Source organism: Funiculus sociatus GB2-C1 (assembly GCF_039962115.1).
GTDB lineage: Bacteria > Cyanobacteriota > Cyanobacteriia > Cyanobacteriales > FACHB-T130 > Funiculus > Funiculus sociatus.
The window spans coordinates 1-14,276 of record NZ_JAMPKJ010000055.1 but is presented as its reverse complement, the minus strand read 5'-3'; the positions used below and the strand labels follow the sequence as shown (position 1 = coordinate 14,276).

Genomic DNA, 14,276 nt, shown 5'->3' with positions numbered 1-14,276 from the left:
CGTTTCAGGCAAAAAAGTGTGGATGGGACAGAAAACTCGAGATAAACCTTAAAAAGGTGACGCAAAATTGCCGACCAGAAGACTCATTGACTGATCGGCACGACTGAGGACGAATTTAAGTGAAAAGATGATGGTTTTGGCTTTGACTTGAGTATCCTCACCGACCTTTTTCTATTATGCCCCGGTTAAACCGTAAGCTGAGAGGCGCATAATGTCGCGGGTAGTGAAGCCGATATTGCTTAGGGCTTCACCGTATTGAATCATGAAGTCTTCAACCAGCGATTCTTTTTCCATTCCCAGGACGCTGGCATCATTCTCAACAGAGTTGAGCATTTTCCAAACCAGTGGTAGGTTTTGACGATTCGCTTGTTCGAGTTCGGCTTTAGATTCCTCAAAATGGTTTTTCAGCCAAACTTCGCCGTAGTTGAGATGAGAGTATTCGTCTTTGACAACACCCTCAGTTATTTTACGGGCAAAGTCATCAGCCACAGGAATGTAGATGTTGTATGCCGCGATCGCAAAGCACTCAATAATCAATGATTGAATCAGCAAGCAGGTTACAATCTGACCTTGAGCTGCTGCATCTTGGAAATTTTTGTGCAATCCGGAAAAGAACTCGCGGGCAAAGTCCATGTCAGGTGTCACAGAAAGATTCCGGCCGCAAGCTTCAAATCCTTTCTTGTGACGATTCTCCATTTTGGATAGGCGGATTAACTCCTCCTTTTCCTCTGGGATCATTTCGCCCAGTTGGATGTAATTTTCATGTGCCTCTTGTTCGCCTTCAATCACTATCGCGTTGATGCGGCTGTAAGCGTCCTTGTAGGTTTCGCTCTGGAAGTCAATTGCGGCGTTGGCTGCAATCTGCATTTCTGGCTTGTCTCCTGTGTGCGTAACTAAGCTGTCCGAGATATGTAAACCCTGGAAATTCAGGGTGCGGGACAAAATGGTTAAATATAACTTAACAAATGTCTATGTTAGACGTTACTACTCTTTGATACATCTTCCCCATTTGGAAGAATAGCGGATCTGATTACTAAAAGCATAGAGTTAAATGCGTACTTATGCCTAAAAGACATCTAAAAAATTGGTCGGCTTGGTTTTGGCAACCGCTAAGCTTAGGTGTATTACTCTTGGGCGCTGGGATTGTACTTCTGCCGTTGGGCATAGTTTTCTTCACCTCTTTTGATAAAGCTGGCACTGCGCCCGGTAGCTTGTTGCCATCTGCCCCTACCCTTATAAACTACACAGAAGCTTGGCGGCGCGGAAAGTTCCTGCTGGCGTTTGCAAATTCGAGTTTGGTAGCGATCGCGGTGACTGCGTTTCAGGTTTTCACCTCAGCACTGGCAGGTTATGCCTTGGCGCGTCTCAAATTCCGGGGACGACAGGCAATTTTGTTAATTGTCCTAGCAACGCTGGTGATTCCGTTTCAGCTGTTGGTGATTCCAATTTTCCTGGTTTTGAAGTGGGGACACATGATTAACACCTACTGGGCGCTAATTTTACCCACAGCTGCCAATGGTTTTGGAATTTTCCTGCTGCGGCAGTATTTTCAGACAATTCCAGTAGAGTTGGAGGAAGCGGCGGCGTTGGATGGGGCGAATCGGCTGCAAATTTTGTGGCGGGTGATGCTTCCCTTGTCTCGTCCAGCGTTGGTGACGCTGTTTCTGTTCACGTTTATTGGTGAGTGGAACGATTTGTTTAAGCCGTTGGTATTCACTACGCGCCCGGAGTTGCGGACGGTGCAGCTGGCTTTGGCAGAGTTTCAGGAGCAGTTTACCAGTAGTTGGCAACTGTTGATGGCGGCTGTAGTAATTGCTACCGTGCCTGTGGTGTTACTGTTTCTTGCTGGGCAGCGTCAGTTTATTCGGGGTATTGCCGCAACTGGGATGAAGAATTAGCGCCCTTATGCCCGCAAGTTTCAATCTGCGGCTACATCAAACTTAGCTAATCATAGTGAATGGTTGAGGAACCCAAACAGTAGACTCAAATTCTGCCACAATCAAGATATATGCAGAAGGTTGGTCTATTTTTAATTGTTTTCTCTTTTCTGCCTTGGGTGGCGATATTATTGGTTGTGCCGTTGCTACCACTAGCGATCGCTCAAAAAGCTCTCTTAGTTCCGGTGTTGGCGGTTTCAGCAGAAGTTACCTTTTGGGTGGGTTTGTTGCTAGTGGGAAAAGAAGCAGCAACCAAATATCGCCGTTACTTGAATCCTGGCACTATTTGGCAGAGTTTGAAAAAATTTCTCCGCAGAAAGTAGAAACGCGCGAACCTACAACACATTTTTACGGGTAGGCAAGATGCCCGCCCTACTCAGCATCGGTGAGAACTTTGAGGCGAATAGTGCGCTCGCCTGTATCATCGAGATTAACTTCGATCACCTCACCAGCGAGACGTTCCAAGCAAGTGAGAAGCGATCGCAAGTTGGGTGTACTTGCGCCAGTGTCCACATAAAGTCTATCTGCCAGACTGCCCAGACGCTTCCAGGTCATGTAAAATTTGGCGATGGTTTGTTCCAGCTGCGCCGCTTGCTTCACCATGTCAGCAGCAGTATTCAGACAACCCACCCGCAAAGCTTCCTCTAACGCCATTTCCACATCTAGAGTAGTTTCGCTAATCGCTTGGACTTGGGCAGCAGCATCCAGATACTTAGATAAATTACGGGCATCTGATGTAGCTTGTTTAACAGTATCAACGTCAGGATTTCCCGCAACTTCCCCTCTTAGTACCTTCAGGTGAGAATCTGGCAATTTTTCCATTTCCTTGACTAGGGGAGACAGATAGCGGGAAGGAAGAGAACCGGATGCAGCCATTTCCTTGACTTCATCGGGTAGCAAGTCGGAATTCATCGCTGTCCACTCATCGGCAAGTTGTCGAACTTCTCGCCTGGTGATGCGATCGCCTTTATTCGCCGCCTCTGTCACCAGTTGTTGAATTTCTGGAGATGCCTTAGAAGTTTCAATGAAGGCGCGTTTGCTAAAGCTGCGAATGGCATCTGGGTCTAGCTTTCCTTCTTCTAAGAGGGTATCAGCGCTATTTGCCAGTTGAATCAAGGAATAAGCCTGACTTTTGCTGATTTCCCGCTCTTTTAGCCAGTTGAGGAATCCCGTCCCGCGTCCATCGCCGCCTTTCTTCTCTCTGTCGCGCACCACCCGCAAAATCCGCCCCCGCCAAATTTCTGTCTGTAGGTCAAAGCGATCGCACACTAACCAAGCATTATCTACCTGCTGCTGAAAATCCAGTTCTGGAATCTCTTCGTCCTCTGGATCGGGCAGATGAAAATCCAAATCGACTGGGTTGTTCAGGATAGCAGCTAAGTCGCTGGGGGATTGGGGTACTTGCACCATTAGTAGCGTTCACTGGGGAGAGATCGCCCTATTATGACACAATCTGTAGCCAAAGACTCGCTAATAGAGTAGCGCGATCGCCTCTTTTGGTGCTTTTTTAGGTGCGATCGCATTTCATAGTGAGAACCCAAACTTATTCTGGAAGAAAGTCAGAGTCTAAAATCTCGGCGGATGTGTATGGGCATAATTGTGGAAAGGTTTCCACTGGTAGTTCAGTTTCAGCACTCGCCTGTTCAACCGCATCTAAATAGCATTCAGCAAACACTTCTTCCAGGTAGGGCTTAAGGCTGGGAGATTCTTTAAGAGCTTTCCGGATGCGTCTACGATGCTCAACAATACTGCCCTTCCAGCTACCACTTCTTAATTCTGGTTGATATTGCCACTTGAGTAAGTGAGTCAGGACAACGATGAGATTACTCTCTAAACTCCTGCGCTCACTTCGCCCCATATCCTCTATTTCCTCAATCAGATTTTCCCAGTCGATGTTTGAGTAGTCATGAACCCGCAACTTCTCTACTGTAGTTTTAATCCATATCAGGTAGTCTGTGTCATATAAGCTCTGTTGGTTAGCTGTTATTTCTGTTGTCATAACAATTACCTCTATGGCGTGCCAAACTGGTTATCAGAAGTCTTCTAATAACTGATTAACTGTAACATTCTAGACAACAGCTAGAAATATTCAGTATCTAACCACTTTTGCAAACTTACCCCATATAAAATTAACCTTTCTTCTAGGCTAATTTATATTCGCTTACAGTCTGATTTTATCGATGATAGCGATCGCATACCTTAAGTAAGACTTATGATTCTGGTGTAACTTTTTGTTCTTTAGTTACAGGTGTGTTAGCAGCTTGGCTAACAACGTTAGCACCTCGATACTTGAGTCGCGATGTTGGTTGAGTTGTGGGAGTTTTGTCTGCTTTGTTACATTCCCAAGCTTGACCTCGATATTTTCCTGTTATCTGGCTTTCAGTTCCTTCAACTGTGGGAGAGGTAGGTTCGTAGCCAATTCCGCGATAAGTAAGTGTAGCTTTTTTGTCTTCCTGAGTCTCAATTACAGGCTGACTCGGCAGCGAAAATTTTCTAGTGCTGAATATGGCAATCCCTAGCAGCAAGCTTTTGAGCTGCCAAGGTGCTATCAACAAACTTAACAGTAAGGCGCTAATTGAAATACAGGCAGCGAGATAGGAAATTTCGTCAGCAGACTTTTTAAATATATAGATAGATAGCAGGACAACTGCCAACGGCATCATGAAAGACAAGGGCATTTCTATCATTTTTACACCCGGCGTGAGAAGCGTGTTTAAAAAATATTAGGACAATTCGTCAAATTTAGTCTAATGCTTTCGGCTTAAATTACTCGATAGATTAGGAGGGACGTGGTAAGTGCTATATTTGCCGTATTCCTAAATTGGCAGAATCCCAGGGGAATCCGGACTTCTAAAGCTGGCTAGAACGGGTTTGCGATCGCTCTCGCGGCGCGGATGCACTCAGCCTGGGGAAAGCGCATTCGCAACATAACAATGCTGCTGCACGTCTTTTTGTTCTACGTGTAAATCATTGCTATGTCGCTAAAACCTAAAATTCCCTTATCTCGAATTTTGACAAATTGCTTGCTGAGAACTATTGTCCCTGTAATGTCGCTGGCTGCGCCAATTCCACCAGTTCAAGGCTTAATACCTAGTTTTTCTGCGTTTGAAGTCAAGTATGCTGATGGCAACCCTCATCCTGTTGTCAGCGTCTATGGCGCGGAAGGCCAGTTAAAGCGATCGCTTATATGAAGGATGATGGGAATCGGCTGCACGTCAAAAGCCAGGTTCTAGTTAAGCATTTGAATTTATTTCTTATACTCCCTCTTTGCTGGTTCCGAGGCTGATAGGGGGTGAGGTTCTGCAAAATTCAAGAATTGCCGAATAAATTTCATCGGGGCAATTTGCCGCCGCATCGTGTCCGCAATTTGGAATAAGCTGGAATTTGGAACCGGGTAAATGGGCGTGTAGTTTCTCCCCATCTTGAAAAGGAAACCACTGATCTTGTGCGCCCCATAAAATGAGAGTGGGAGTTGCGATCGCGCTCAGCTTATCTTGTACATTACGAATCAGATTTGGTTGATTCTGTACCAAAAACTGAATTTCTCGCGCCGCGTGTTGTAAATCTTCGGCAGTTTTCGTCAAAGCATTCGGAAATTCAATGTACGGATAAGTAATCCAATACACTTCTTCTGCTGTTATCTGTGCTGGATCGAAAACAACTTCACGCCGCCCCACCGCCACAATTTGCCTCATCAACGGTGCAAACAGTTTTGTCAACCGCATATCGTCCGCTATCCGCACTAAATCCAGGGGCAAATCTGCCAACAATTGCATACCCCAGAATGGCAGTTTTTTTAGAAAAATTGGTACATTTATTACTACTAACTCAGAAAATAATTCTGGATTATTCTGAGCAGTAGCCAGTGTTACCAACGCTCCCAGTGATTGTGCCACCACTACAGCGGGTTCATCACACAAGCGTCTCATAATTCTTTCTAGTTCGACAGCTTGATGTCCCAATGTTTCTGGATGTAGTGGCTTTTCGGAAAAACCGTGTCCTTTGGCATCGAAACAAATGACGCGAAAATGTTGCGCCAGTGTGTCTACGAGGTAACGCCAATTATAGCTCCAACTGGCAACTCCATGCACCAAAAATAGCGGTTTACCTGTGCCTTTCTCGCCATACGCAATTTTTACAGGATGTCCGTTAGCGTCGGTAATTGTTACTGTTTGACGCCCTTGTGGAAATGTGGCTCCCCACCAGTCTTTCATATATTAAAAATTAGATATGTTTTCCTTAAAATTAAATCATGGCAGAATTACCATTTTTCGCTGGAAATTCAGTTTTTTCAAGAACCTAGTCTAAATACGTCCTAAATTTAACAAATTTTAATTTTTTATGGGCAATTTTTAAAAATTTATCACTTGCCACAACAGTCTTAGGATAACAATACTCAGAGCTGCGATCGCAATTACAAAAAGCATCAACCCGCCCAACAGCAGTATGACAAACCACCAATCTGCCTTTTGGCTCTGTCGAGGGGAATCTAGGTGAGCTTCCAACAAAGCGATATTTTTGACATTGGCTTTCCAGGTAGCATCAAAAAAATCCCCCACAACTGGCACTGTGCCAGCTAATGTCTCTAAAACGATATTTAACACCATTCGCACCAAAGTTTCTCGCGGCAGTCCCAGCAGCGCTGCTTCTAGTACGATATAAGCTGAAAAGCCGCTTCCCAGAATATCTCCGCCTCCAGGTAGAAGTCCTAGTAGGGGATCTATACCTATTCGATAGGATGTTCCCGGAATTGGAATCGCATTATCCAAGATATAGCTTAAGCGGCGTACCCGCCTGAGTTTAGCAGCCTTAGCAATTTCTGATTTTGGGGAAGGTTTTGCAGGAGGTTGAGACATCACAACGAAGTAGTAGTCACTTAAGAGTTGTTAAGTTGTCAAGTTGTTAGAACTTAACAACTCAATGTTCAAAGGTTCAAATGCCAACGGACACCTAGTTTAACACTGCAAACCTATCTCCTCTGGTGGTATTTCTTCTATTGTTGTCACCGTTAAACTGGCTGCTTGTTCGATTTGAGATAACAGCTTTTGGGCTTCAATGTCTCCCTTTTGGGCTAAATTCTTGAGGTAGAATTTAATTTCTTCGGCTAGGGCGTTGGGAATATACATAACTATCCGTCCGTGTGCGGATGTGCGCTTCCTTTATGAATGATAGCTCGGTGCAGGCGCTCTCGTGAAGATGTTATTGACATCAGCGAATTTCTTTGATAGCAGCCCCCTAGAGGTTGAGATTGTTTAATGGAAGACAGTCTGCTGGGGAAAACTCGTTAGAATCAAGGGGAGAGGGGTTTAAAATTTGCATCCCTTTAATTTTCTTGAAATTGATTTTTGTTGAGTTTGTACCTAGTTTTATGGAATCAAGTGGCCAGTCCGCCAACTCTTCTGACCAACCTCCTCCTCAAAGGTGGGCAGAGTTTCTGGGAACTGCGATCGCGCTCATTACTCTGACTTTGCCTGTGTTTGCGATCGCCCACTACTCCCCTAGTCGGGTCGAAACCTTACAGCGGCCTACCCTATACTCATTACCCTTGCCAGAAGATTGATGGGAAGCTCCTCAACTACCTTCACTTAAACTGATGTAGCTGCACTCAAGCGGGATCTGGACACTCAGCGATTATCTGCTGACCGTCTTCCCGTAGAATGCTACACGGGGGCTGTTTGAAAGGATGAGATTTAATGAAGTCTCAGCTTTTTTTCCTTAGAGCCTTACAAGCTACCCCAAACCAACGTGTCGCTTAGGAGTAAAGTTTTGGATTTATCACGCATTCCTGCACAACCCAAACCAGGACTGATTAATGTACTGATTGAGATTACTGCTGGTAGCAAGAACAAATACGAATACGATAAGGACTTGGAAGCCTTTGCCTTAGACCGGGTGCTTTATTCTTCTGTGCAGTACCCTTACGACTACGGCTTTGTGCCAAATACCTTGGCTGATGATGGCGATCCCCTGGATGGCATGGTGATAATCGAAGAACCAACCTTTCCGGGGTGTGTAATTGCTGCGCGACCGATTGGAATGTTAGAGATGATAGACGGAGGCGATCGCGACGAAAAAATTCTCTGCGTTCCCGACAAAGACCCGCGCTACGCCCACGTAAAATCTCTCAAAGACATCGCCCCGCATCGGCTGGATGAAATCGCGGAATTTTTCAAGACCTACAAAAATTTAGAAAAGAAGGTCACGGAAATTCGCGGTTGGAAAGATGTCGAAGAGGTGATGCCGCTGGTGGAACAATGTGTTAGAGCGGGTAGCAATAAGTAGCGCTATCGGATAAAGCGGGGAAAAATTGTGAAGCAGATGGTTTTTGAAGGTTAAAATCAACTGTAGCTCACAAAATTTTCCCTACTTACAAACATGGTGCTGATCGGGCCATAATGGGGAAGGTGCAGAGCCTGTAAAAGGAAGCATTTAGCACAAATGCACCTGCACTTTCAAAAGCATTGGTGGTAATTACCCGTATTCTATGCAGCGATCGCTCCTTCTATCGAAAATTCATAGATGTACCCTCACAGGTTCCCATCTGGACTATGTGGGTAGTATCAGCATTGATAAAGCTTTGTTGGATGCCGCTGGTATATTACCTTATGAGCAGGTGCAAGTTGTTAATATTGCTAATGGAGAGCGGTTCATTACCTATGCGATCGCTGCACCAGAAAATTCTGGTGTGGTTGAACTAAATGGTGCAGCGGCACGTCTGGGAATAAAGGGCGATCGCTTAATAATTATGACTTACGCACAACTTAGCCCCGAAGAACTGAAAACTTATCATCCAACGGTTGTCCTCGTAGACGGGGAAAATCGCCTGGTGGAAGTCCGACGCTACGACGATCTGCAACTCTTGCAGTTAATGTGATCTAGCATATGTCTTCTTTAGAGCCAGCCGCAGCAAATCCCCAAATGTCTAACCAAGCACATCTTTCAAGTAACGCTGATGCCAAGTTTGTTGTCCAGTTTTGGGGGGTGCGCGGCAAAATTGCCGCTACAGGAAAACAGACAATTCGCTACGGCGGTAATACCCCATGTCTAGAGATGCGGGTAGGCGACAAACGGTTAATTTTTGATGGCGGAACTGGCTTGCGAATTCTGGGTAACAATTTGTTGCGACAGATGCCAGTGGAAGCTTATATATTTTTTACTCAGACGGAAATCGATCGCATTCAAGGAGTGCCTTTTTTCGTTCCCGCCTTTATTAAAGGTAATTGCTTTCACATTTACGGCGCAGCTGCATCTAACGGCGCATCTATTAAACAAAGTCTCAGCGACCAGATGACACCGCCCAATTTCCCTGTCCCAATTCAGGTGATGCAGTCTGACTTGAAATTTTACGATCTTACTCCCGGTGACACGGTGACACTAGGAGAAATTGAGATTGAAACCTGCTTAACCAAAGACTCACTAAAGACAATTGGCTACCGAGTCACCTGGGATGGACACACTGCTGTCTATGTCACTTGTGCAGAACATAACTTGAAAGCCTCAGATAAAAATTTGCTGCACTTAGTCCGTCAAGCAGATTTGCTAATTTACGATAGCGCATCTAATTCGCAAGAAACCGGAGATTGCGGGTTGCATGGAAAGTCTGTGAAGTCTTGCGCTGATGAACTTGAGCCTTGGGATAGCTGCTTTTGGCAAACCTGCGTTGAGACGGCTCATACTGCGGGTGTTAAACAAGTGGTAATGTCTTGTTACGAGCCTGACTACAACGATGATTTTCTCGACTTGATGGAACAGCAAATTCAGTCAGCTTTCCCCAATAGTTTACTGGCTCGTGAGGGAATGATTTTGTCGGTGTTTTAGTTATATTCTACTACCTAAATCCGGTGGCAAAACGCGCGATCGCTATAGTTATTTGGAGTGCAGCCGTCGAAAATCGTTGTTAGAGCAATATTTACATCGTTTTATTTTTAGCTACTGTATCACCTCTAACAATATTTCTTTTTAGAAAATTATAGGATGTCTGGCAAGTAAGTTTGCGGTCTTTTAATAACATCAACGTCTTTCCTGGCTCGCTTCTTTAGGAGTTAGGAGTAACTGATGCCTAAGGGTTGTTTAGTTAGCTTGAGCGGCTAACGTATTCAGCCTAATTCGGTATGCAAACTTGCTGTTTCTGTGTTCCTATCAAGACTGTACAGATATGCAATTTAAAACTAAACGAGCTGTTACTTATTTAGCAGTTCAAACTGCACTGGTTGGGATTTTACCAACAGTAGCGCAAGCATTTTCATTCACCCTACAAGAAGCCACAATTCCTGAAATTAATCAGGCTTTTGACTCTGGACGGCTCACCTCTGAGCAACTGGTTCAGCTTTATCTAAACCGGATTGAAGCCTACGATGTCAACGGGCCCAAACTAAACAGCTTCATCACCATCAATCCCGATGCGCTAAAGACAGCAGCAGCACTAGATTTAGAGCGGCAGACCACAGGAGCAAGAAGCCCACTACATGGAATTCCCGTCCTCCTAAAAGACAACATCGACACATTCGATCTGCCCACCACAGCAGGTTCTGTTGCTCTTAAGGGATCGATTCCACCAAACGATGCTTTCATCACCCAGCAACTTCGAGATGCAGGTGCAATCATTCTGGGAAAGGCAAGCTTGACAGAGTACGCCAACTTCCTGACCAACGGGATGCCTGCTGGTTACAGTTCGCTAAACGGCTACACGTTTAACCCGTATAACCCGGTTCCTCTCCCAGGCGGAGATGGCAGAGCTATCCTTTCTCCGGGTGGCTCTAGTGCGGGTTCAGCAGCAGCGGTGGCGGCTAACTTAGTGACAGTTGCGATAGGAACTGAAACTTCTGGTTCAATTCTCAGTCCCGGTAATCAAAACTCAGTTGTAGGCATTAAGCCTACGGTGGGACTGGTTAGCCGGGATGGGATTATTCCAATTGCTGCCAGCCAAGATACCGCAGGCCCGTTTGGGCGCACGGTGACAGATGCAGCCATCCTCTTAGGCGCACTTACAGGGGTAGACTCCAACGATCCGGCAACCCTCACCAGCGCAGGTAAGTTTTATAGCGACTATACCCCCTTTCTCAACGCGGATGCACTCAAAGGAGCGAGGATTGGTGTTCCGAAAGACTTTTATTGGGATTCACTGTCTGATGAGGAGAAGACAATTGCCGAAGAAGCGATCGCCATCATGGAGAGCATGGGGGCTGAAATTATTGATGCTAATATCTCCACAGCCAGAGAATTGTCTACCTTCAGTTCCTCGGTATTGACTTACGAGTTCAAGCGCGACCTCAACGCTTACCTTGCTAGTCTGGGGCCAAACGCTCCTGTGAAGAGTCTGGCTGAAGTAATTGCTTTTAATGAGGCAAATGCTGAGATTGCCTTGAAGTATGGACAGACTCGTGCTTTGGCATCGGAAGCGATCGACCTGTCGCCAGCAAGCGACGATACAATCAAGTACCTCAGCGATCGGGCGACAGACCTGCGCCTTGCAAAAGAACAAGGGCTTGACTTCCTCATCGACACTTACGATCTGGATGCTGTTCTGTTTACTGGAACCAGAGGCGCATCAATCGGAGCTAAGGCGGGATATCCCACCATTATTGTTCCGGCCGGATATCAAGCAAACTTGGCACCCTTCGGCATCAGCTTCTTAGGTAAGGCTTACACAGAGCCAACGCTGCTTGGCTTAGCTTATGCTTATGAGCAGGCATCGCTGGTTCGTCGTTCTCCTACCAGTACACCTCCACTGGCGGGCGAAACTATCCCCGAACCTGGAACCGTTGCGGCACTAGGATTATTTGCTCTAACTGGCATCGGCTTAAGGCTACAGCGGCGTAAAGCCATGAGTAGCAGTTAATTTCCTGTTGCATTTATGCAGGGCATTTCGTGTGGGTGTTCTCACAAAATCGCATTAAGCCCTACGCTATGCCTTGTGTAAAAATTTTCTGGGATTGCTGCAACTGATTCATCAGATGACGATCGGGCTAACCCCCACTCGTCAAGTCTCCAGTCTCTGATAGATATTTTTCAAACACGCTTAAAGAAGCAACAGCCTTGCTAATCTCCTGTAGTTTCTGAGCAACCTGACCGCTTTTTAACAAGTTTTCTGCTTCAGCTAAGCCGGATGATAAATCTGTCGCTACACCGCTATGCCACAGGTAAAATCCGCCGTTCCAGATAGCAGCTTGCGTGAATTCGCCTGGTTTGCCTTGCAATACTAGCTGCATTTGTGGCACTAAAGCTTTTTCGTCTAGGGGTACTTCCTTGCCTTCAAAACCGTAGTCGCGGGGATGCAAGATGATGCGTTCTAGATCCGAACCGGGTTGCCAGGTGCCAATGATGGGGGTGCGATCGCGTGGTAAATCGCAGCTACCCTCTAATCCCTTCACTGTCGTAAAATACTGCGGTTTGCCTCGCAACGCCGAGGCACCTTGAAACATTCCTTCTGTGGGAGGATGCACAAAACCTGCTATAACGTGTGCAACTCCTGCGTAGGGACACCACATCAACTCCATCGTTGCAAAGGGAGGACGTTTGCCAATTTGGTCGCGGTAGGGAACCAAGGAAGCTGCGAGGGGAAAATGCGATGGCAAATAGATAAATCCTATTTTGGTCGTCTCGAAGACTTGCTGGGTTTGCGCTAAAGATAGCCCACTCCAATCAACGCCTAAACCCTGCCAAATCTCAACCAGCGGCAAGCCTTCTTTGGTGGGCATCCGGCCGCCGCCGTGCATCACCACTTGTTGCCCTGCGGTTGCCAGAATCAAAGCCGTTAATGGAGTCACAGGGGCGGTACGCGATCGCCCATCGTAGGGCGTTCCTAAAACTATAACTGGTCGCTGGGAGTCAATCGGTTGCAACTTTGGCCCCAGTTGGTCGCAAGCATCCAGCATCCCAGCTAATTCTTCGCCTGTAGGACGCTTAATTCGGTGGGCGATCATAAACGCCCCAATCTGCGCTGGTGTTGCTTCCTGTAGTAGCATCATCCGTGTCGCTTCCGCCGCCTCAAAGCGAGTCATATTTTCCCCGGTGTGGGGGCCGCTACCAATTTTTCGCAGAATTTCCCTAAAGGCGTTACTCATAAAGAGTTTTGAGTTTTGATTTTATTAGTTGTCAGTTGTTTTCCTAATGACTAATGACTGAGGCTGGCGAACAGATTACGGTGCTGCTAATTGCTTGCTTAAATTGCAACGGAATTGATTCGCGCACCAGCTGGCAAAAACGCTGAATTGGTGGAATTATCAAGCGATCGCTTGTTGTCACCATCACAACTTGACGAGACAAGCCCATATCTGTGAGAGAGTCGGCGAGGCTATGCGATGCTGGGGTGGATTCAATGGTGCGGATAGCCAGCGTTGAATCGTGACGCGCATCCACCAAAGCCGACTGCGGCAAAAGGGCAATTAATTCTCCCTGACGCACAACGCCGCGAAAGGCATCAAGCGTATTTAACTCCATAACTGCCTGAAGATTAGCGCCAAGGCGCAAAAATCGCTCTTGCACTAAGCGTTGCATCCCGTAGCCATCTTTAAACACAACTTGCGGGTATTTAACGAGTTCTGACCAAGGCACCTGTTCATACTCAGTCAACGGATGATTTGCCGCCATCAGGATTTCGATGGGTTCATTGTATAGGATGTCTACCACCATATCCGGACTAGCCGTTAAAAAGCGGTTATTCATCACAATTGCCACATCCACCAGCCCATCGCGGAGGACTTTTAAAGCGCGATCGCTTCCCAGTGAAGTCACTCGCAGCTGCACGTCTGGATAATTTCGGCAAAATTGCTGCAACACTGGCGGTAAATAGTGGGCGCAAACTGAATGAATCGCCGCTACGCATAGTTCTGGCTGTTTTCCCGCCAACAAGTCGGTTAATTCCTGCGTGGCTTGTTGCCACTCCTGACAGATTTTGCCTGCTCTTGGCAAAAATCTTTCGCCCCCTAATGTTAGCTTTGCCTGAGCTGTGCGATGAAACAGTGGAACACCAAGTTCTGATTCTAGAGACTGGATTTGTCTGCTGATGGTGGACTGGGTGAATCCACATTTTCGTGCTGCTTGCTGAAAGCTGCCTGTTTGTGCAACTGCCAGAAATGCTTGCAACTGCTCTAGCCGCATAGGTGTAGCCTAAATTACATTTCCTTCTGAAATGAATTTAGCGGATTTGGCTACTGAGTTTGGTAAGGCTTGATACAGCAGTAGTGGGGATTGGGGATTGGGGATTGGGGATTGGGAAGAATTTTACCTAGTGCACCCCGGCAAAAGTAACTGACCACCCCAAAAAATGGTAAAACAGAGAGGAAAGCGCCTTACCCAGAGCCGCTTTTTGCGCCCATCCGAAAGTTTCTGTTGACATGG

Annotated in this window: 17 protein-coding genes; 8 read left to right on the top strand and 9 right to left on the bottom strand. The window is 46.4% G+C overall.

Annotated elements, in window-relative coordinates:
- Nucleotides 1-174: 174 nt before the first annotated feature.
- Entirely contained in the window at nt 175-867 is a 693-nt protein-coding gene (locus tag NDI42_RS21285; protein WP_190438234.1) for an aldehyde oxygenase (deformylating), read from the bottom strand.
- A gap of 194 nt (nt 868-1,061) precedes the next feature.
- Here NDI42_RS21285 and NDI42_RS21280 point away from each other — a divergent pair, with 194 nt between their 5' ends.
- Both NDI42_RS21280 and NDI42_RS21275 read left to right on the top strand, forming a co-directional pair.
- Nucleotides 1,062-1,898 carry a carbohydrate ABC transporter permease gene (locus NDI42_RS21280; protein ID WP_190438235.1) on the top strand — a complete coding sequence of 279 codons (837 nt, stop codon included), beginning with the start codon at nt 1,062-1,064 and terminating at the stop codon, nt 1,896-1,898.
- 110 nt (nt 1,899-2,008) lie between these two features.
- Nucleotides 2,009-2,260 (top strand): transporter suffix domain-containing protein, encoded by a 252-nt coding sequence (locus tag NDI42_RS21275; protein WP_190452422.1) that lies wholly within the window; start codon nt 2,009-2,011, stop codon nt 2,258-2,260.
- 49 nt (nt 2,261-2,309) lie between these two features.
- Here NDI42_RS21275 and NDI42_RS21270 read toward each other — a convergent pair whose 3' ends face one another.
- From NDI42_RS21270 to NDI42_RS21260, 3 genes are all read right to left on the bottom strand, one after another.
- Complete coding sequence (locus NDI42_RS21270) at nt 2,310-3,347, bottom strand: hypothetical protein (protein WP_190418329.1); 1,038 nt, start codon at nt 3,345-3,347, stop codon at nt 2,310-2,312.
- 133 nt (nt 3,348-3,480) lie between these two features.
- Nucleotides 3,481-3,936, bottom strand: coding sequence for a DUF29 domain-containing protein (locus tag NDI42_RS21265; RefSeq protein WP_190452420.1), 456 nt, complete (start codon nt 3,934-3,936; stop codon nt 3,481-3,483).
- A gap of 211 nt (nt 3,937-4,147) precedes the next feature.
- Nucleotides 4,148-4,624 carry a DUF4278 domain-containing protein gene (locus NDI42_RS21260; protein ID WP_190452419.1) on the bottom strand — a complete coding sequence of 159 codons (477 nt, stop codon included), beginning with the start codon at nt 4,622-4,624 and terminating at the stop codon, nt 4,148-4,150.
- 288 nt (nt 4,625-4,912) lie between these two features.
- Here NDI42_RS21260 and NDI42_RS21255 point away from each other — a divergent pair, with 288 nt between their 5' ends.
- Entirely contained in the window at nt 4,913-5,128 is a 216-nt protein-coding gene (locus NDI42_RS21255; protein WP_190452417.1) for a hypothetical protein, read from the top strand.
- Nucleotides 5,129-5,191: 63 nt separating this feature from the next.
- Here NDI42_RS21255 and NDI42_RS21250 read toward each other — a convergent pair whose 3' ends face one another.
- The 3 genes from NDI42_RS21250 to NDI42_RS21240 form a co-directional block, all read right to left on the bottom strand.
- Complete coding sequence (locus tag NDI42_RS21250) at nt 5,192-6,151, bottom strand: alpha/beta fold hydrolase (protein WP_190452415.1); 960 nt, start codon at nt 6,149-6,151, stop codon at nt 5,192-5,194.
- A 138-nt stretch (nt 6,152-6,289) separates the two neighbouring features.
- On the bottom strand, nt 6,290-6,793 hold the full coding sequence (locus NDI42_RS21245; RefSeq protein ID WP_190452413.1) for a DUF4112 domain-containing protein: 504 nt from the start codon (nt 6,791-6,793) through the stop codon (nt 6,290-6,292).
- Between the two features lie 99 nt (nt 6,794-6,892).
- Entirely contained in the window at nt 6,893-7,063 is a 171-nt protein-coding gene (locus NDI42_RS21240; protein ID WP_190452411.1) for a hypothetical protein, read from the bottom strand.
- Between the two features lie 242 nt (nt 7,064-7,305).
- Here NDI42_RS21240 and NDI42_RS21235 point away from each other — a divergent pair, with 242 nt between their 5' ends.
- The 5 genes from NDI42_RS21235 to NDI42_RS21215 all read left to right on the top strand — a co-directional run bounded on the left by NDI42_RS21235 (nt 7,306) and on the right by NDI42_RS21215 (nt 11,775).
- Nucleotides 7,306-7,497, top strand: a complete 192-nt coding sequence (locus NDI42_RS21235; RefSeq protein WP_190418344.1) for a TLTLP motif-containing protein — start codon at nt 7,306-7,308, stop codon at nt 7,495-7,497.
- A 206-nt stretch (nt 7,498-7,703) separates the two neighbouring features.
- Nucleotides 7,704-8,219 (top strand): inorganic diphosphatase, encoded by a 516-nt coding sequence (locus NDI42_RS21230; protein WP_190418346.1) that lies wholly within the window; start codon nt 7,704-7,706, stop codon nt 8,217-8,219.
- Between the two features lie 202 nt (nt 8,220-8,421).
- Nucleotides 8,422-8,811, top strand: a complete 390-nt coding sequence (gene panD, locus NDI42_RS21225; protein ID WP_190438270.1) for an aspartate 1-decarboxylase — start codon at nt 8,422-8,424, stop codon at nt 8,809-8,811.
- Nucleotides 8,812-8,819: 8 nt separating this feature from the next.
- Nucleotides 8,820-9,755 (top strand): MBL fold metallo-hydrolase, encoded by a 936-nt coding sequence (locus NDI42_RS21220; protein WP_190452409.1) that lies wholly within the window; start codon nt 8,820-8,822, stop codon nt 9,753-9,755.
- A gap of 337 nt (nt 9,756-10,092) precedes the next feature.
- Entirely contained in the window at nt 10,093-11,775 is a 1,683-nt protein-coding gene (locus NDI42_RS21215) for an amidase family protein (RefSeq protein WP_190452408.1), read from the top strand.
- A gap of 127 nt (nt 11,776-11,902) precedes the next feature.
- On the opposite strand, the gene NDI42_RS21210 is transcribed toward NDI42_RS21215, so the two are convergent.
- A complete protein-coding gene (locus tag NDI42_RS21210) occupies nt 11,903-13,000 on the bottom strand; it encodes an anthranilate phosphoribosyltransferase family protein (protein ID WP_190452407.1) in 1,098 nt (365 codons plus the stop codon).
- Nucleotides 13,001-13,043: 43 nt separating this feature from the next.
- Nucleotides 13,044-14,036: a LysR family transcriptional regulator gene (locus tag NDI42_RS21205; protein WP_190452406.1), complete on the bottom strand. Its 993-nt coding sequence runs from the start codon at nt 14,034-14,036 to the stop codon at nt 13,044-13,046.
- Nucleotides 14,037-14,276 lie beyond the last annotated feature (240 nt).

Excerpts from the sequence above, each read along its gene's own strand:
- NDI42_RS21285 (WP_190438234.1), bottom strand. The coding sequence starts at position 867 with ATGCAGATTGCAGCCAACGCCGCAATTGACTTCCAGAGCGAAACCTAC.
- NDI42_RS21280 (WP_190438235.1), top strand. The coding sequence starts at position 1,062 with ATGCCTAAAAGACATCTAAAAAATTGGTCGGCTTGGTTTTGGCAACCG.
- NDI42_RS21275 (WP_190452422.1), top strand. The coding sequence starts at position 2,009 with ATGCAGAAGGTTGGTCTATTTTTAATTGTTTTCTCTTTTCTGCCTTGG.
- NDI42_RS21270 (WP_190418329.1), bottom strand. The coding sequence starts at position 3,347 with ATGGTGCAAGTACCCCAATCCCCCAGCGACTTAGCTGCTATCCTGAAC.
- NDI42_RS21265 (WP_190452420.1), bottom strand. The coding sequence starts at position 3,936 with ATGACAACAGAAATAACAGCTAACCAACAGAGCTTATATGACACAGAC.
- NDI42_RS21260 (WP_190452419.1), bottom strand. The coding sequence starts at position 4,624 with ATGATAGAAATGCCCTTGTCTTTCATGATGCCGTTGGCAGTTGTCCTG.
- NDI42_RS21255 (WP_190452417.1), top strand. The coding sequence starts at position 4,913 with ATGTCGCTAAAACCTAAAATTCCCTTATCTCGAATTTTGACAAATTGC.
- NDI42_RS21250 (WP_190452415.1), bottom strand. The coding sequence starts at position 6,151 with ATGAAAGACTGGTGGGGAGCCACATTTCCACAAGGGCGTCAAACAGTA.
- NDI42_RS21245 (WP_190452413.1), bottom strand. The coding sequence starts at position 6,793 with ATGTCTCAACCTCCTGCAAAACCTTCCCCAAAATCAGAAATTGCTAAG.
- NDI42_RS21240 (WP_190452411.1), bottom strand. The coding sequence starts at position 7,063 with ATGTATATTCCCAACGCCCTAGCCGAAGAAATTAAATTCTACCTCAAG.
- NDI42_RS21235 (WP_190418344.1), top strand. The coding sequence starts at position 7,306 with ATGGAATCAAGTGGCCAGTCCGCCAACTCTTCTGACCAACCTCCTCCT.
- panD (WP_190438270.1), top strand. The coding sequence starts at position 8,422 with ATGCAGCGATCGCTCCTTCTATCGAAAATTCATAGATGTACCCTCACA.
- NDI42_RS21220 (WP_190452409.1), top strand. The coding sequence starts at position 8,820 with ATGTCTTCTTTAGAGCCAGCCGCAGCAAATCCCCAAATGTCTAACCAA.
- NDI42_RS21215 (WP_190452408.1), top strand. The coding sequence starts at position 10,093 with ATGCAATTTAAAACTAAACGAGCTGTTACTTATTTAGCAGTTCAAACT.
- NDI42_RS21210 (WP_190452407.1), bottom strand. The coding sequence starts at position 13,000 with ATGAGTAACGCCTTTAGGGAAATTCTGCGAAAAATTGGTAGCGGCCCC.
- NDI42_RS21205 (WP_190452406.1), bottom strand. The coding sequence starts at position 14,036 with ATGCGGCTAGAGCAGTTGCAAGCATTTCTGGCAGTTGCACAAACAGGC.